The organism is Enterobacter cloacae complex sp. P27C (assembly GCF_014895705.1).
Classification (GTDB): domain Bacteria; phylum Pseudomonadota; class Gammaproteobacteria; order Enterobacterales; family Enterobacteriaceae; genus Enterobacter; species Enterobacter bugandensis.
Genome location: NZ_JADBQB010000010.1, coordinates 48,318 through 65,757, shown reverse-complemented (window position 1 = coordinate 65,757; position 17,440 = coordinate 48,318). Strand labels below are relative to the sequence as shown.

Annotated in this window: 16 protein-coding genes; 8 read left to right on the top strand and 8 right to left on the bottom strand. The window is 57.3% G+C overall.

Annotated features, from left to right (window positions below; all coding sequences use genetic code 11):
- Nucleotides 1-146 precede the first annotated feature (146 nt).
- Entirely contained in the window at nucleotides 147-653 is a 507-nt protein-coding gene (gene cpxP / locus IM291_RS18745; protein ID WP_028014854.1) for a cell-envelope stress modulator CpxP, read from the bottom strand.
- Between the two features lie 150 nt (nucleotides 654-803).
- On the opposite strand from cpxP, the gene cpxR reads away from it, so the two are divergent.
- Nucleotides 804-1,502: an envelope stress response regulator transcription factor CpxR gene (gene cpxR, locus IM291_RS18740; RefSeq protein WP_006179159.1), complete on the top strand. Its 699-nt coding sequence runs from the start codon at nucleotides 804-806 to the stop codon at nucleotides 1,500-1,502.
- The gene (gene cpxA / locus IM291_RS18735; protein WP_003862003.1) at nucleotides 1,499-2,872 is read left to right on the top strand and encodes an envelope stress sensor histidine kinase CpxA; all 1,374 of its coding nucleotides are present in this window, start codon (nucleotides 1,499-1,501) and stop codon (nucleotides 2,870-2,872) included. Before cpxR ends, cpxA begins: the two co-directional genes overlap by 4 nt.
- A 52-nt stretch (nucleotides 2,873-2,924) precedes the next feature.
- Here the strand turns inward: cpxA and yiiM are convergent, their stop codons facing one another.
- On the bottom strand, nucleotides 2,925-3,599 hold the full coding sequence (gene yiiM, locus IM291_RS18730; RefSeq protein WP_192987496.1) for a 6-hydroxyaminopurine reductase: 675 nt from the start codon (nucleotides 3,597-3,599) through the stop codon (nucleotides 2,925-2,927).
- 71 nt (nucleotides 3,600-3,670) lie between these two features.
- Nucleotides 3,671-4,291: a superoxide dismutase [Mn] gene (sodA, locus tag IM291_RS18725; protein WP_003861999.1), complete on the bottom strand. Its 621-nt coding sequence runs from the start codon at nucleotides 4,289-4,291 to the stop codon at nucleotides 3,671-3,673.
- Nucleotides 4,292-4,579: 288 nt separating this feature from the next.
- Between sodA and rhaT the strand changes: the two genes are divergently transcribed.
- On the top strand, nucleotides 4,580-5,614 hold the full coding sequence (gene rhaT, locus IM291_RS18720; RefSeq protein WP_192987487.1) for an L-rhamnose/proton symporter RhaT: 1,035 nt from the start codon (nucleotides 4,580-4,582) through the stop codon (nucleotides 5,612-5,614).
- Here the strand turns inward: rhaT and rhaR are convergent, their stop codons facing one another.
- A complete protein-coding gene (rhaR, locus tag IM291_RS18715) occupies nucleotides 5,615-6,463 on the bottom strand; it encodes an HTH-type transcriptional activator RhaR (protein ID WP_049000056.1) in 849 nt (282 codons plus the stop codon).
- A gap of 73 nt (nucleotides 6,464-6,536) precedes the next feature.
- Nucleotides 6,537-7,373 carry an HTH-type transcriptional activator RhaS gene (rhaS, locus tag IM291_RS18710; RefSeq protein ID WP_192987485.1) on the bottom strand — a complete coding sequence of 279 codons (837 nt, stop codon included), beginning with the start codon at nucleotides 7,371-7,373 and terminating at the stop codon, nucleotides 6,537-6,539.
- A 301-nt stretch (nucleotides 7,374-7,674) separates the two neighbouring features.
- Between rhaS and rhaB the strand changes: the two genes are divergently transcribed.
- The 5 genes from rhaB (at nucleotide 7,675) to rhaM (ending at nucleotide 12,817) form a co-directional block, all read left to right on the top strand.
- Nucleotides 7,675-9,144, top strand: coding sequence for a rhamnulokinase (rhaB, locus tag IM291_RS18705; RefSeq protein ID WP_059357407.1), 1,470 nt, complete (start codon nucleotides 7,675-7,677; stop codon nucleotides 9,142-9,144).
- Nucleotides 9,141-10,400, top strand: coding sequence for an L-rhamnose isomerase (rhaA, locus tag IM291_RS18700; protein WP_192987483.1), 1,260 nt, complete (start codon nucleotides 9,141-9,143; stop codon nucleotides 10,398-10,400). The genes rhaB and rhaA overlap by 4 nt, the downstream gene beginning before the upstream one ends.
- Nucleotides 10,401-10,496: 96 nt before the next feature.
- Nucleotides 10,497-11,327 (top strand): rhamnulose-1-phosphate aldolase, encoded by an 831-nt coding sequence (gene rhaD / locus IM291_RS18695; protein WP_045260243.1) that lies wholly within the window; start codon nucleotides 10,497-10,499, stop codon nucleotides 11,325-11,327.
- 30 nt (nucleotides 11,328-11,357) lie between these two features.
- On the top strand, nucleotides 11,358-12,506 hold the full coding sequence (fucO, locus tag IM291_RS18690) for a lactaldehyde reductase (RefSeq protein ID WP_192987481.1): 1,149 nt from the start codon (nucleotides 11,358-11,360) through the stop codon (nucleotides 12,504-12,506).
- A complete protein-coding gene (rhaM, locus tag IM291_RS18685) occupies nucleotides 12,503-12,817 on the top strand; it encodes an L-rhamnose mutarotase (protein WP_049000048.1) in 315 nt (104 codons plus the stop codon). Before fucO ends, rhaM begins: the two co-directional genes overlap by 4 nt.
- A gap of 38 nt (nucleotides 12,818-12,855) precedes the next feature.
- Here the strand turns inward: rhaM and IM291_RS18680 are convergent, their stop codons facing one another.
- From IM291_RS18680 to IM291_RS18670, 3 genes are all read right to left on the bottom strand, one after another.
- Nucleotides 12,856-13,794 (bottom strand): Abi family protein, encoded by a 939-nt coding sequence (locus IM291_RS18680; protein ID WP_192987479.1) that lies wholly within the window; start codon nucleotides 13,792-13,794, stop codon nucleotides 12,856-12,858.
- Between the two features lie 200 nt (nucleotides 13,795-13,994).
- Entirely contained in the window at nucleotides 13,995-15,266 is a 1,272-nt protein-coding gene (locus IM291_RS18675) for an MFS transporter (RefSeq protein WP_192987477.1), read from the bottom strand.
- 44 nt (nucleotides 15,267-15,310) lie between these two features.
- On the bottom strand, nucleotides 15,311-17,434 hold the full coding sequence (locus IM291_RS18670) for an alpha-galactosidase (protein ID WP_049000044.1): 2,124 nt from the start codon (nucleotides 17,432-17,434) through the stop codon (nucleotides 15,311-15,313).
- Nucleotides 17,435-17,440 lie beyond the last annotated feature (6 nt).

Here is a 17,440-nt window from a genome sequence, read left to right as displayed (position 1 = left end):
CCTGTCATGTCATGCCGCTAGTATAACGGAAGCATGGGGAGGCAAAGGATGAATAAACGGTTAACAAATCAGAATGCGGGGCAAAAAAAACCCCCACATCATGTGGGGGAAGACAGGGATGGTGTCTATGGCAAGGAAAACAGGGTTTACTGGTTACTACGGGTACTGCTATTGCTACTGAAAAACGTCGCTTCTGAGCTTCGCTGCATCCGTGCAACCTCACGCAGCTGGTCCATACGCTGCTGATGTTTGGCATTCAAAACCGCTTGCTGCTCGGGCGTTAGCAGGTGGAACATCTGGTTGCGGACCTTCGCCATTTCTACCTGGCGGGCAACCTGTTCCTGTGCCATTTTTTCGGCCTGAGCGCGAACAGCGCTTTCGTCAAAATTTTCTGCGGTGACAAGGCGATGCATTGTCTCCATTTCGCTAACATTAACAGGGGGCTGGTCGTGTCGTGCCCTCTGCATCAGATCTCGCATCTGTTGACGCTGATGTTCGGTTAAACTTATGCCGTCAAACATATGGCTTTGGCTGCTGTGCTGCGTTGCGCCCTCTTGCGAGGAACCGTTATCGCCGATGATAGCTACAGCAGCCTGGCTAAACGCACTGAACGCCAGCGTTGAGGCCATGACGGCAGCGGTAACTTTGCGCATCACTTGCTCCCAAAATCTTTCGTGTCGCGATTCAACGAGAGACAGTCTACGATTCAGGCTGCAAACATGCGTCAGGGGGTGTAAAACAACGTAAAGTCATGGATTAGATAGCCTTGATGTCGTAATTTCTGCCTCGGAGGTATTTAAACAATGAATAAAATCCTGTTAGTTGACGATGACCGAGAGCTCACATCCCTTTTAAAGGAGTTGCTCGACATGGAAGGTTTCAACGTCCTGGTTGCCCATGATGGCGAGCAGGCGCTGAGTCTCCTTGACGACAGCATCGATCTACTTTTGCTCGACGTAATGATGCCAAAGAAAAACGGTATTGATACGCTGAAAGAGCTTCGCCAGACACACCAGACCCCCGTTATCATGCTGACCGCCCGCGGCAGCGAGCTTGACCGCGTTCTCGGCCTTGAGCTGGGTGCGGATGACTATTTACCGAAGCCGTTCAACGACCGTGAACTGGTGGCCCGTATTCGCGCGATCCTGCGCCGTTCCCACTGGAGCGAGCAGCAGCAGAATACCGACAACAGCTCGCCAACGCTGGAAGTGGACTCCCTGAGCCTGAACCCGGGCCGTCAGGAAGCAAGCTTCGACGGCCAGACGCTGGAGCTTACTGGCACCGAGTTCACCCTGCTGTATCTACTGGCGCAACATCTTGGCCAGGTGGTATCGCGTGAACATTTAAGCCAGGAAGTGCTGGGCAAACGCCTCACGCCGTTTGACCGCGCCATCGACATGCACATCTCTAACCTGCGCCGCAAGCTGCCGGAGCGTAAAGACGGTCACCCATGGTTTAAAACCCTGCGTGGTCGCGGTTATCTGATGGTTTCTGCTTCATGATAGGTAGCTTAACCGCCCGCATCTTCGCCATCTTCTGGCTGACGCTGGCACTGGTTTTAATGCTCGTTTTGATGTTGCCAAAACTCGACTCACGCCAGATGACGGAGCTTCTCGACAGCGAGCAACGTCAGGGCGTGATGATCGAGCAGCACGTGGAAGCGGAGCTGGCAAACGATCCGCCGAACGATTTAATGTGGTGGCGCAGGCTGTTTCGCGCTATCGACAAGTGGGCGCCGCCAGGACAACGTCTTTTGCTGGTTACCAGCGAAGGCCGCGTGATTGGCGCCGATCGCAATGAAATGCAGATCATCCGCAACTTTATTGGCCAGGCGGATAACGCCGATCACCCACAGAAAAAGAAATATGGTCGGGTAGAGATGGTCGGCCCTTTCTCGGTACGGGATGGGGAAGATAACTACCAGCTCTACCTGATTCGCCCTGCGAGCAGTTCCCAGTCCGACTTCATCAACCTGCTGTTTGACCGTCCGCTTCTGCTGCTGATCGTCACGATGCTGGTCAGTTCCCCGCTGCTGTTATGGCTTGCATGGAGCCTGGCGAAACCGGCGCGTAAGCTGAAAAACGCGGCGGACGAAGTGGCACAAGGCAATCTCAGGCAGCATCCGGAGCTGGAATCCGGGCCGCAGGAGTTTCTGGCCGCCGGCACCAGTTTTAACCAGATGGTGAGCGCGCTTGATCGGATGATGACGGCCCAGCAACGCCTGCTGTCGGACATTTCACACGAGCTGCGTACGCCGCTCACGCGCTTACAGCTGGGCACCGCCCTGCTGCGTCGCCGCAGCGGGGAAAGCAAAGAGCTGGAGCGTATTGAAACGGAAGCGCACCGTCTGGACAGCATGATCAACGATCTGCTGGTGATGTCGCGCAACCAGCAGAAAAACGCGCTGGTGAGCGAAACGGTGAAAGCCAATCACCTGTGGCACGAGGTGCTGGACAACGCGGCGTTCGAAGCGGAGCAGATGGGTAAATCGTTCACCGTCAACTTCCCGCCGGGCCCGTGGCCGCTGTACGGTAACCCCAACGCGCTGGAAAGCGCGCTGGAGAATATCGTGCGTAACGCCCTGCGCTACTCGCATACGAAGATTGAAGTGGCGTTTTCGGTGGATAAAGACGGGATCACCGTCATTGTCGATGACGATGGTCCAGGCGTCAGCCCGGAAGATCGCGAGCAGATTTTCCGTCCGTTCTACCGCACCGACGAAGCGCGTGACCGCGAGTCCGGCGGCACGGGGCTGGGGCTGGCGATTGTAGAAACCGCCATGCAGCAGCACCGCGGCTGGGTGAAAGCCGACGACAGCCCGCTGGGCGGGCTGCGGTTAACGCTGTGGCTGCCGCTGTATAAGCGTTCGTAACGGTATGTGCCGGGTGGCGGCTTCGCCTTACCCGGCCTACTTTCTACGGAACCTATTTCCCCCACAACCTCCGCGAACTACTCTCGATCTTCCCGCTTAAACGCCGCTTCTGCATCGTTCTTGTCCAGCTGGTAGACAACCCCGCCGCCGACAGCAGGCGATGATACTGTTCATCATCGAAAGGCATATGCCAGGCAATCGCGCAGGCGTCGTACACCGACACCTCACTCAGGCGCGACGCGAGCTCAAGCGGCGCGTCCGCCGAAACCTGTCCCGCCTGCACAACGCGGTACAGCCAGCCGGTTTTACCCGCGTTTTGCAGCTGGGCCGACATATCCTGAATCCCAAAATGGTAGTTGAGCTTGAAGCACGGCGAGCGTGGCTGCGTCACCTGAATCAGAGCATCGCCCCACCGGTAAATATCGCCAATAAAGACGTTCTTTTCCGTCAGCCCTTCCGTTGAGAGATTTTCGCCAAACGCGGGCGCGACGAAGAGGTCCGCCTGCTCAGGAAATTCGGTTTTCCAGTGCTGATAGTGCTCGCGCGGATAGTGGCACAGCGCGCGATCGGGCCCGCCGTGGATTTTTTTTTCGGCCTGCTGGTCGCCCACAAGCCCGAGCTCGGTCAGCGAAAGCTCACCGTCGACCTGCACTTTGGCGATGGCGCTCGGGCGGCTGCCGTCGTACTCCCTTACCTTGCCTGTAAACACGTTCACCGGGTAATGCATCGCTGCCTCCATTACGCAGATACAAAAAAAGCGAGTCATCAGACTCGCTTCTCACAGGCGTCAATGCAACCTTATTTTTTAGCGGCGAAACGCGCTGCTGCTTCGTCCCAGTTCACGACATCCCAGAACGCTTTGATGTAGTCAGGGCGACGGTTCTGGAACTTCAGGTAGTAAGCGTGTTCCCACACGTCCAGACCCAGGATTGGGAAACCGGATGCGCCAGAGATCGCTTCACCCATCAGCGGGGAGTCCTGGTTAGCAGTAGAAACCACTGCCAGCTTGTCGCCTTTCAGAACCAGCCACGCCCAGCCAGAGCCGAAGCGGGTTGCAGCGGCTTTTTCGAATTCCGCTTTGAAGTTGTCTACGGAACCGAAGTCGCGCTCGATAGCCGCTTTCAGGTCGCCCTGCAGGGTGGTGCCGGTTTTCAGGCCTTTCCAGAACAGGCTGTGGTTAGCGTGACCGCCCGCGTTGTTACGCAGTACGGTTTTCTTGTCTGCTGGCAGCTGGTCCAGCTTGGTGATCAGCTCTTCAACAGGCAGATTAGCGAACTCTGGCAGGCTTTCCAGCGCCGCGTTCGCGTTGTTCACGTAGGTCTGGTGGTGTTTAGTGTGATGGATTTCCATCGTCTGCTTGTCGAAATGCGGTTCCAGTGCGTCGTAGGCATACGGCAGGGATGGCAGTGTATAACTCATAATCCTCTCCATTATTGTCGGGCGGCACAGCTGTTAATGCCGCGTAAGCAGTTGGTTCATTATAGTTAATTAAATGATATTGAAAATGATTATCAATGCCGTAGTTTTTATATGGTTATTCGGTTTTTGAGAAATAAAGGAATTGTGAGTCTGCTCACGCGCTTAACGTGCTGATTGCCATTCAAAACAAAAGTGCGGCAACCTTCTGAAGGTTCCTGAACAGCCTAATTTTTACACTCATCAAGTCGGGGGGAAGCCTCCGGCTATAAAAACGATGAGGACGTAAAAATGAATCATGCGATTACGATGGGTATCTTCTGGCATTTAATAGGCGCAGCCAGTGCAGCCTGTTTCTATGCCCCGTTCAAAAAGGTGAAAGGCTGGTCGTGGGAAACCATGTGGTCCGTTGGCGGTACCGTGTCCTGGCTGATTTTGCCGTGGACAATCAGCGCCATGCTGCTGCCCGATATCTGGGGCTACTTCTCCTCCTTCAACGCCTCCACCCTGCTACCGGTATTCCTGTTCGGCGCGATGTGGGGCATCGGCAACATCAACTACGGCCTGACCATGCGCTACCTCGGGATGTCGATGGGTATCGGCATCGCGATTGGCATTACGCTGATAGTGGGCACGCTGATGACGCCAATCCTTAACGGCCATTTCGACGTGCTGATCAACACCCAGGGCGGCCGGATGACGCTGCTGGGCGTGCTGGTGGCGGTGATCGGCGTGGGGATCGTCACCCGCGCAGGCCAGCTAAAAGAACGCAAGATGGGCATCAGGGCCGAAGAGTTCAACCTGAAGAAAGGGCTGCTGCTGGCGGTGATGTGCGGGGTCTTCTCGGCGGGCATGTCGTTCGCCATGAACGCCGCCAAACCGATGCACGACGCCGCTGCGGCGCTGGGCGTTGACCCGCTGTATGTTGCCCTGCCAAGCTACGTGGTGATCATGGGCGGCGGCGCGCTGGTAAACCTCGGTTTCTGCTTCATTCGTCTGGCAAAAGTGAAGAACCTGTCGCTAAAATCCGACTTCTCGCTGGCAAAACCGCTGATCCTTACCAACATTCTGCTCTCCGCGCTCGGCGGCCTGATGTGGTATCTGCAGTTCTTCTTCTACGCCTGGGGCCACGCCAGCATTCCGCCGCAGTACGACTACATAAGCTGGATGCTGCACATGAGCTTCTACGTGCTTTGCGGCGGGCTGGTTGGGCTGGTGCTGAAGGAGTGGAACAACGCCGGACGTCGTCCGGTTGGCGTACTGAGCCTGGGCTGCGTGGTGATTATCATTGCGGCCAATATCGTCGGCCTCGGCATGGCGAACTGATTACGCTGCTTTTCGACTGCGATGACGCCACTGAACCGGCGTCATCCCCACCTCACGGTTAAACACCACCGAAAAGTAATTACTGTCCTCAAAGCCGCAGCGCATCGCCACTTCACTGACCATCAGCTCCGTATGCTGTAACAGATACTGAGCGTGGCAGATGCGCAGCTGGCGCAGATAATGGTTTATCGTCATTCCCGTCTGGGTGCGGAACTGCTGGCGCAGCGCGCGCTCGCTGCACTGCTCCTGCTCGCAGAATTTTTCCAGCACAAAGCTTTTATTCAGGCTGCCCGCAAGCCGGGCGATCAGCTTATCCAGCAGCGCTTCCTGCGTGGTGGCGGAAGGATTATCCGTGGCGTAACGATGGCGCTTCAGGGTCATCACCAGCTGAGCGAATAGCAGCTCCGACATCTGGTTTGCCACCGGGTCGCCCTTCTGGCTCTCCTGCTCCAGCTGGGAAATCGTCTGGCGCACCTGAGCCATGCCGCTGCTGCTTAAGCGCCAGTGCGGTTCGCCTCCGGCATTCAGAATGCCCGGAATGTTGCTCGCCCAGTCGACATTCAGTTTAAGCCTGTCAGGGCAGTAGATGACGTTCTGCAACACCAGATCGTTAACCGAGGCGTAGGCGTGTTTGTCTTCGGCGCGAATGTAAAACAGATCCCCGCGCGTGATGCGGTAGGGCCGGTCGTTGAGGACGTGCAGGCCGTTGCCGCGCCACACCAGCACCAGCTCGCAGAACTCATGGGTGTGCTCGGCAAAGACATTTTGCGGGTAACGGTCGGCCACCGCGACGGCCTGACTCGCGGAGGCAAAAAAATCATCTTTGCGAAGAATTAACTGAGCGGCCACACCACAACCTCTACGGCGAATAACCGAGCATTATTAGCTTTTTTGCGGCCTGAAAACGGTGACTGCCCTCGCGTTACTGAAGCAACGCGTCTTTCCCCTGACGAATATCTCGCGGCGACCAGCTAAATTCCCGGCGAAATAGCGTCGAAAAGTGATTACTGTCGCCGAAACCGCAGCGATAAGCAATTTCTGTAACGCTTTCGTCGGTATGCCGTAAAAGATGACGCGCTTTAATCAGGCGCAGACGGTTAAGGTAACGCTGCGGCGTGAGCCCGGTATGCTGCTTGAGCTGACGATGCAGCGTGCGCAGCGAGAGCGAAAAGTCGTCCGCCAGCGTTTCCCAGCAGACCTCTTCAGCGAAATGATCTTCCAGCCAGGCCATAAGCTGGTTCAGCCGTGCGTCATTATTTTCCATCCCTTCCACCAGGCTGCTTCGGCGTAGCAGCACCAGCAGCTGCATAAACAGCAGCTCGCGGGTGGCAATCGCGTGCGTCTCCTGCCCGTCCTCGCTCTGCTCCATCTGGCTCACCAGCTGACGCACCTGCTGTAACGTGGATTGATTCACCCGCCAGTGCGACGGGTAGTGGCCGTCCTTCTCCTGCGGCAACAGCTGATTCAACCCGGAGAGAAACTGGAACGCGTCCGGGGAACGATAGAGTACGTTGGTCAGACACAGGTTGTCGGTATGTTCATACAGGTGCCTGTCGTGGTCACGCACGAAGCACACCGTACCGCCGCTGATGGTATACGGCTGACCGTTGAATACGTGGATGCCCGTTCCGTGCTCAACAATCACAATCTCATGAAAATCATGATGATGCTCTGGGAACGCAGCCTGAGGAAGCCGTGGCTCAATCGCGACGGGAGAAGCCCCCGAAGGAAAAAAATCGACGCTGTGCAGTACGGTCATAACGGCCCCCACCAATGAGAAAAGTTCTCAAAATAGTAATTAAGGCCCTCCACGCTCACCTTAAATTTTTGACAGTAAACCGCGCAAAAGCTGCCGGTTTTTCAAGAAACAGGCGGAAAGATCGGGAAATGCGGTCAGCGTCACACTGCCAGCAAACCCCGCCATTACTGGAAACTGTGAACTCCCTCACGTTCACCTTTGCTTTCTTGCCAGCGCGAGATTTGGGCTGTCAGTAGCGAGAAGGTGGCTATTTCTTCCCTTTCTTACACTCATCGCTAATGACTTAAGAAAGGACCCGACCATGACTTTTCGCCATTGTGTGGCTGTCGATTTAGGCGCATCCAGCGGCCGTGTAATGCTCGCCACCTGGGACTGTGACCAGCACACCCTTACGCTTCGCGAAATGCACCGTTTCGCCAATTGTCTGCAAAAACAGGACGGTTTTGTGACCTGGGATATCGATGCGCTGGAAGCGGAGATCCGCACCGGACTTCACAACGTCTGCGAAGACGGTATCCGCATCGACAGTATCGGCATTGATACCTGGGGCGTGGATTACGTGCTGCTGGACAGTCACGGCGAACGCGTCGGCCTGCCCGTCTCCTACCGCGACAGCCGCACCGATGGGCTGATGGCGCACGCCATCGCGCAGCTTGGCAAAGAGAACATCTATGGTCGCAGCGGCATTCAGTTTCTGCCGTTTAACACGCTGTATCAGCTGCGCGCGCTGGTGGAGCAACAGCCAGAGCTGGTTGAAAAGGTGGCGCATGCGCTGCTGATCCCGGATTACTTAAGCTATCGTCTGACCGGCAACATGAACTGGGAATACACCAACGCCACCACCACGCAGCTGGTCAATATCAACACCGATAACTGGGATGAACACCTGCTGGCATGGACGGGCGCCTCGCCGTCCTGGTTCGGCGCGCCAACCCATCCAGGCAATGTCATCGGCCAGTGGATTTGCCCGCAGGGGAATGAAATTCCCGTTGTCGCCGTCGCCAGTCACGACACCGCAAGCGCGGTCATTGCCTCGCCGCTCGCCAGCAAAGACGCGGCCTATCTCTCCTCCGGCACCTGGTCGCTGATGGGTTTTGAGAGCAAAACGCCTTACACCAGCGACGCCGCGCTGGCCGCCAATATCACCAACGAAGGCGGTGCCGAAGGACGCTACCGCGTGCTGAAGAACATCATGGGCCTGTGGCTGCTCCAGCGGGTGCTGAAAGAGCAGAACGTCACCGACCTGCCCGCGCTTATCGCGGAAACCGAAAAGCTGAAGGCCTGCACCTTTCTGATTAACCCGAACGACGACCGCTTTATTAACCCGGTGCACATGAGCACTGAGATCCAGGCCGCCTGTTTTGACGCGGGGCAGCCGGTACCTTCCTGCCCCGCCGAGCTGGCGCGCTGTATTTTTGACAGCCTCGCCCTGCTCTATGCCGACATCCTGAGCGAGCTGGCGAGCCTTCGCTGTAAACCGTTCAGCCAGCTGCACATCGTGGGCGGCGGCTGCCAGAACCAGCTGCTGAACCAGCTCTGCGCCGATGCCTGCGGCATTACCGTGGTGGCAGGTCCCGTAGAGGCTTCCACGCTCGGCAACATCGGCATTCAGTTGATGACGCTGGACGAACTATCAAACGTCGACGATTTCCGTTCGGTGGTGACGGCGAATAACAGCCTGACCACCTTCACCCCCAATCCCTGCCATGACATTGCCCGCTACCGGGCGCAGTTTCAGCAAAAACGACTGACTAAGGAGCTTTGCGCATGACCACTCAACTTGAACAAGCCTGGGACCTGGCTAAACAGCGTTTCGCCGCCGTCGGCGTGGATGTCGAAGAGGCGCTGCGCCAGCTCGACCGTCTGCCCGTCTCCATGCACTGCTGGCAGGGTGATGACGTCGCCGGTTTCGAGAATCCGGGCGGTTCCCTGACGGGTGGCATTCAGGCAACGGGTAACTACCCGGGCAAAGCGCGCAACGCCACCGAACTGCGTGCGGATCTGGAGCTGGCGCTGAGCCTGATCCCCGGGCCAAAACGCCTGAACCTGCACGCGATTTATCTCGAATCCGACGCGCCGGTCGCGCGTAACGAAATCAAACCAGAACATTTTAAGAATTGGGTGGAGTGGGCAAAGGCCAACCGGCTGGGACTGGATTTTAACCCGTCCTGCTTCTCGCACCCGCTGAGCGCGGACGGGTTTACCCTTGCACACGCCAACGACGAAATCCGACAGTTCTGGATCGACCACGTGAAGGCCAGCCGCCGCGTCTCGGCGTATTTCGGCGAACAGCTTGGCACGCCGTCGGTGATGAATATCTGGATCCCGGATGGCATGAAGGACATCACCGTTGACCGTCTGGCGCCACGCCAGCGCCTGCTGGCCGCGCTGGATGAAGCCATCAGCGAGAAGCTGGATCCGGCGCACCATATCGACGCGGTGGAGAGCAAGCTGTTCGGCATTGGCGCAGAGAGCTACACCGTGGGCTCAAACGAGTTCTACATGGGTTACGCCACCAGCCGCCAGACCGCGCTGTGCCTGGATGCTGGCCACTTCCACCCAACGGAAGTCATCTCCGACAAAATCTCCGCCGCCATGCTCTACGTGCCGCGCCTGCTGCTGCACGTCAGCCGTCCGGTGCGCTGGGACAGCGACCACGTGGTCCTGCTGGACGACGAAACCCAGGCGATTGCCAGCGAGATCGTCCGTCACGATCTGTTTGACCGCGTGCACATCGGCCTCGACTTCTTTGACGCCTCCATCAACCGCATCGCGGCGTGGGTAATCGGCACCCGCAACATGAAGAAAGCGCTGCTGCGCGCCCTGCTGGAGCCGACTGCTGCGCTGAAACAGCTTGAAGAAAACGGCGACTACACCGCGCGTCTGGCGCTCCTGGAGGAGCAAAAATCCCTGCCGTGGCAGGCGGTATGGGAGATGTACTGCCAGCGTCACGATGCGCCTGCGGGCAGCCAGTGGCTGGACAACGTGCGGGCGTATGAAAAAGACGTGCTCGCCGCTCGTCAGTAAAAAATATCGCCCGGCGGCGCGTTGCTTGCCGGGCCTACAGGTAAAAGCAGGCCGGGTAAGCGTAACGCCACCCGGCATTTTCAAAGGAAACACTGTATGCAGACCATCACCACCTCCTGGTTCGTCCAGGGCATGATCAAAGCCACCTCCGACGCCTGGCTGAAGGGCTGGGACGAGCGCAACGGCGGCAACCTCACGCTGCGCCTGGACGATGCGGACATCGAGCCGTACGCCGCCGATTTTCATCAGAAGCCGCGCTATATTGCCCTGAGCCAGCCGATGCCGCTGCTCGCCAACACGCCGTTTATCGTTACCGGTTCCGGGAAGTTCTTCCGTAACGTTCAACTGGACCCGGAAGCCAATCTCGGCGTCGTGAGGGTAGACAGCGACGGCGCGGGCTACCACATTCTGTGGGGGCTAACGGACGACGCGGTGCCGACCTCTGAACTGCCGGCGCACTTCCTCTCCCACTGCGAGCGCATCAAGGCGACTGACGGCAAAGACCGCGTCATCATGCACTGCCACGCCACTAACCTGATCGCCCTGACCTACGTGCTGGAAAATAATTCTGATTTCTTTACCCGCAAGCTGTGGGAAGGCAGTACCGAATGCCTGGTGGTCTTCCCGGACGGCGTCGGCATTCTGCCGTGGATGGTGCCGGGTACCGATGAAATCGGTCAGGCGACCGCGACGGATATGCAAAAGCACGCCCTGGTGCTGTGGCCGTTTCACGGCGTCTTCGGCAGCGGTCCGACTCTGGATGAAACCTTTGGCCTGATCGACACCGCCGAGAAATCCGCGGAGGTGCTGGTGAAGGTCTATTCCATGGGCGGCATGAAGCAGACCATCACCCGGGAAGAGCTGATCGCCCTGGGCAAACGTTTTGGCGTTACCCCGATGCAGTCGGCCCTGGATTTATACGCGTAACGCCACAGGCGATAGTTAAGGAGAATTATCATGAGCTTTATGTTGGCACTTCCCAAAATTAGCCTGCATGGCGCGGGTGCAATCGGCGATATGGTCAACCTGGTAGCGACCAGGCAGTGGGGCAAAGCGCTGGTTGTCACCGACGGCCAACTGGTGAAACTGGGCCTGCTCGACAGCCTGTTTACCGCGCTGGACGCCCATCAAATGTCATATCACCTGTTCGATGAGGTGTTTCCGAACCCGACGGAAGCGCTGGTGCAAAAAGGATTTGCGGCTTACCGGGACGCGGAGTGTGATTACGTGATTGCCTTTGGCGGCGGCAGCCCGATTGATACCGCCAAGGCGATTAAAATCCTCACCGCTAATCCAGGCCCGTCTACCGATTACTCCGGCGTCGGCAAGGTGAAAAACGCGGGCGTGCCGCTGGTGGCCATCAACACTACCGCGGGCACGGCGGCGGAGATGACCAGCAACGCGGTGATCATCGACTCCGCGCGTCAGGTGAAAGAGGTGATTATCGACCCGAACATTATCCCGGATATTGCCGTGGACGATGCCAGCGTCATGCTGGATATTCCGGCCTCCGTGACCGCGGCGACCGGTATGGATGCGTTAACGCACGCCATTGAAGCCTACGTGTCCGTTGGCGCGCACCCGCTGACCGATGCCAACGCGCTGGAAGCGATTCGCCTGATCAGCCTCTGGCTGCCGAAAGCGGTCGACGACGGTCATAACCTGGAAGCACGCGAGCAGATGGCGTTTGGTCAGTACCTGGCAGGTATGGCGTTTAACAGCGCAGGGCTAGGGCTGGTACATGCTCTGGCGCACCAGCCGGGCGCAACGCACAACCTGCCACATGGCGTGTGCAACGCCATCCTGCTGCCGATCATCGAAAACTTTAACCGCCCGAACGCGGTCGCGCGTTTTGCCCGCGTGGCGCAGGCAATGGGCGTCGATATCCGCGGGATGAGCGATGAAGCCGCCAGCATGTCCGCCATTCAGGCGATTCGCGACCTGAGCGCCCGCGTCGGCATTCCGTCAGGCTTCAGCCAGCTCGGCGTCACCAAAGCCGATATCGAAGGCTGGCTGGATAAAGCCCTCGCCGATCCGTGTGCGCCGTGCAACCCCCGCACCGCCAGCCGCGACGAGGTCCGCGAGCTGTACCTGGAGGCATTATGATCCGCAAAGCGTTTGTGATGCAGATAAACCCGGACGCGCACGAGGAGTACGCGCGTCGCCACAATCCGATTTGGCCCGAGCTTGCAGCGGTGTTGAAAGACCACGGCGCACACCACTACGCCATTTATCTCGACAGAGAACGCAACCTGCTGTTTGCGACGGTGGAGATTGAGTCGGAGGAGCGCTGGAACGCGGTGGCGAATACCGACGTGTGCCAGCGCTGGTGGAAATATATGGCTGACGTCATGCCGTCGAACCCAGATAACAGCCCGGTGAGTTCGGAACTGAAAGAGGTGTTTTACTTAGCGTAACGGCAAAGCAGGTGATGCAACGCACGCGTCACCTGCTTTTAGCGCAAGGTTCTCAATCCATAAACTACCGTATCATGCTCCCAGATGATGGTTTCGTTCCTCTCTTTCGCATCGTGACAGTACTGTTCAATAACGGCAATCTGCTCGGGCGATAACGCACAAAACGGTTTCGTATAACGATAGATATTGAGCTCGTCTAGTGAGCAAACGCGTCTGGCATTCTCAAACAGCCCTACCTTTTTCATCACCTTAAGCAGATTAATATCAAGAGCTTCGATGATAAGTTCAATTTTGTTTATCTTGACTCTTATCGTATCAATCGCCGTTCTTGCGTCATTCAAGTTTGGCGCTTTAACCCAGATAGGTTCGTGATGGGAAATACGGTTGCGATACTCTCTCAGTTCAAAGATGAGATCGATCAGCGTTTTTCTGACTTTTTGCGGGTTCGTGTTGATTCTGGCGTAATTTTTAAAGACTTTACTCAATGATTTTGGCCATAAATACCCGTGGTTATCTCGCGGCGCGGGAGCGTTAAACTCATTATTCAAAACATAATGCCAGGTACTAAAATCCGTTGAGGCAATAATACGATCGTGACTCCATTCCGGGACCGGTTGCACCTGAGCATAAGCTCCTCGCCTGCGTCTCATCTCTTTTTTGCGCCATTCCCGGGTAAGGCACTCTTGAGCCTTTTCGATGTTTTTATAGAAATGACACTCATCCCGGTCTTTTGTGCAGTGAATCGTTTCCCACCACATATCGCCAAATCTCACCCTGGCTTCTCTGTCGACGGCGTTTCTTAAAGAGATCTCAAGGTTTTGGAGGAGAGGATAAATGGACGCTGCTGCATGCTGAGACCAGATGTATATGCCGTATAATTCGCATTCATTATTCGGACGAAACGTTGTGCGATATCCGTCCAGACGTATTGATGAGATCAATGAAATAATCGGTTTATAATTAGTAGCTTGCGGCATTTATTCGTGCTCCCAGAACGATGTGCCGAAGCATACCATAGACCTGTAGATACAGTTGACGGTGGATCCTTCATCCGTTAGAATTTGGTCCTGAAAGCCTGTACTGTCTACTTCCCCTTTTTATAGGTTCTGGTTGCGTACACCATAGGCAAAGCGATTTATGAAACCCACCTCTGGTGGGTTTCGTCGTTTTACAGCGCCTATGCCTGGTTCGCCTCCACCGTGTTACTTCGTGCAGCAATCTCCCGCCTGCTGCTCAGCGTAAACGCCGATACCACCGTAATCGCCAGCACGAAACAGCCCAGCATCAGATACGTCTCCTGGAAGCCGATCCGGTCATACATATTTCCGGCAAAGGCGGAGAGGAAAATCGCTGCCGACTGTTTGGCAAACTGAAAACCAATCAGATAGATGGTGGCCGACAGGCGCGTATCAAACACTCCGGTAATGTATTTGAATGCCCCCACCAGCAGGAACGGGACTTCCAGGGCGTGCAGCATCTTGAGGGCGATGACCTCCACGGCGGTGGTGGCAAACGACGAGCCGATAATGCGCGTCGCCATAATCACCCCAGCGATCAGCAGCGTGTTCTTCGCGCCGATGCGGTTAATGATCCATGGCGAGCAGAACATGATGATGGCGTTACAAATCTCCCCCGCCGTGGTGGCAAAACCAAAGGCGCGGGTCCCTTCCTGCGGCGTGGCGAAGAAGGTTTTAAAGAAGGTGGCAAACTGCTGGTCGAAAACGTCATACACGCAGGCCACGCCAATCACGTACAGGATGAACATCCACATTCTGCGCTGGCGGAACAGGTTGAACACGGTTTTAGCGGTGATCTGCGGCTGGTTCGCGCCCAGGGCGTTCATCACCTGCGCCGTCTGGTTGGGCTTCGGTTTCGCGACCACCAGCAACAGCATCAGCAAAAGTGCCGCCGCCGATCCCATCCAGAAAACATACGACGGATCGATGCCGAACAGGATGCCGCCCGTTGAGGCGCACAGCCCCCAGCCGAGGCAGCCAAACATGCGCGCCTTGCCGTACTCAAAGAAGCTGTTGCGGCTCACGCGTTCAATGTAGGCCTCAATCGCCCCGGATCCGGCTGAAAAAACAAAGCCGATATACAGCCCGCCGCTCAGCGCGCCCAGCCAGATATTCGTTTTCAACAGTGGCGCGAAGACGAACAGGAAGAACGGTGCGAACAGAAACAACAGCACCGAGATTATCCACAGCAGGTGTTTTTTCAGCCCCAGCTTGTCCGAAATGACGCCCAGCACCGGCTGGAACGCGATGGCCGACAGCGAGATGCAGGAGAAGACAATCCCGGTATGGGTTTTGTTCAGACCGATGATGTCCGACAGCCAAATCGGCAGGAACGGAAAGCAGGTGGCCATGATGAAGAAGTAGAGAAAGAAGAACAGCCCGAAGATCCAGAAATTGGGGTTGTCTTTGTGGGTACAGGTTGTTGTGTTCATTATTTTTATCCTCAACGGAGGGCCGGTTGCCCGGCCCGTCACCTTTACACGCGTTCTACGCCAATCAGAATGGCGGTTTCCGGATCCAGAATCGGCAGCGCAATACCCGCCCGCATCAGCCATTCGCCGCTTGCCGTTTGAGGGGCTTCCATCCACGCCGGCAGCTTGCGCATGGTGTGTCCGCCCTCGCCCGTGATCTGAATGTTCGGGTGATCCTGCAGCGTGATGCGGTACTGTGCGCTGGCGTCTAGCCCCGGCATGCGCAGCGGCATCATCAGGGTGTAATCCGGCATCGCGAGCTGGCTGACCATAAACAGCCCCTGCGCTTTGTCTTCACTCACTATACCCTGCGCCAGCGTGGTGGCATCCGGCATGTCCACGCGCCACTGGGTACCGTGATGAATCACCTCGCGCCACCGCTTATACAGCGCGGCGTAATGGCGATAGCCCTCACGCTCCTGCGCATCGACGGTGAGCGGATCCAGCTCCAGCCCCATATGCCCAAACAGCGCCGTCAGCCCACGGAAAGCGATGCTGTGCTGGCGGAAGGTGGCGTGACATTTATGATGACCGATATGCGCCCCCATCACCTCCGGCGGGAAGAAGTAGCTCATGCCGCGCTGGATCGTGTTGCGCTCCAGCGCGTCGTTGTTATCGGACGCCCAGAAGCGGTGGCTGCGGGTCAGCACTTCATAATCGATTCGCCCGCCTCCGGAGGAACAGGATTCAAACTCAATGTGCGGGAAGCGCTCGCCCAGCACATCCAGCAGGTGGTAAAACTGGCGGGTCTGCGCGTCGGCGGCGGCTTTACCGTTGTGCCCGGGCTGCACCAGCTCGCGGTTCATGTCCCATTTCACATAGTCAACCGCATGCTCGCCCAGCAGCCAGCTCATGCGCTCCACGAGATAATCAAAGGCCTGCGGGATGTTGAGATTGAGCACCAGCTGGTGCCGCCCGGTCGCCTGCGTGTAGCCCGGCAGCGCCAGCACCCAGTCAGGATGCGCGCGATACAGATCGGAATCCGGGTTAATCATCTCCGGCTCGATCCAGATGCCAAACTCCATGCCGAGCCGTTTAACGTGACTGATTACCGGCGTCAGGCCGTTCGGGTATTTTTTCTCATCCAGGTACCAGTCGCCCAGCGCGGCATGGTCGTCGTTGCGGCCTTTGAACCAGCCGTCGTCAATGATAAAGCGCTCCACGCCCAGCGCGGCGGCCTCGTCGGCCATGCGCATGATGTACTCCGGATCGTGGCTGAAGTAGATCCCCTCCCAGGTATTGAGGTGTACCGGGCGCGGTTTGTTTTCCGGGAAGCGGATGATGCTGTCGCGCAGATAGCGGTGGAACTGCTGGCTCATGCCGTTCAGCCCGTGCGGGGAATAACTGGCATACAGGCGCGGCGTCCAGAGCGTTTCGCCCTCTTCAATCGCCATTTCACCCGGCAGGTAGAGCGCTTCGGCCTGTATATAACGGCGACCATCGGTTTTCGCTTCGGCGCGCAGGCGGTGGTTGCCGCTCCAGCCCAGATGCACGCCCCAGACGTCGCCCTGCATTTCGCTGAACGATGGCGTACCGGCGATCAGCGCCGGGAAATGTTCGTGGGACGTTTTACCCCGACGGTTTTCAATGATAAAGCTGTCGTGTTCAAGCGTGACGCGGTGCGGCTGAAATTCTCTGATCCAGCGTCCGTGAAAGGCCATTACCTCCCGCGCGCGCTCGGCCACCGGCAGCGTGACGGCGAATCGGTCCACCTGCCACGCCAGCGCTTTCAGGTTGGTTAACCCATGGCGCACCACCAGCACGCCGCTAGCCTCCAGCGTCAGCTCGCTGGTCAGACGCAGCCCCGCGCATTCATCTTCGGCGGTTATCGTCAGGGTGTTTACGTCCTGCTGCACCTGCGTGGTTTTAAACACCGGGGAACCGTCCAGCCCCTGGCGATGCCCCTCAATACCGGGCGAGCCAAACAGCCCGTGCCCCAGTTCGGCCATCAGCGTTACCGGGGAGTCCACATCCAGCCTGCCGTTTGCCACCGGCCGCGCCAATGTAGCGACATTCTGCGGCGAAAAGTGCTGAAGGTGCGGCCCCCAGTAGAGAATTTCGGCGAACGGTTGGGTTTTTATCACCACGTCAACCGTGGTGCTTTCGAGTCGTAAAATGGCATCTTGCATCAGACA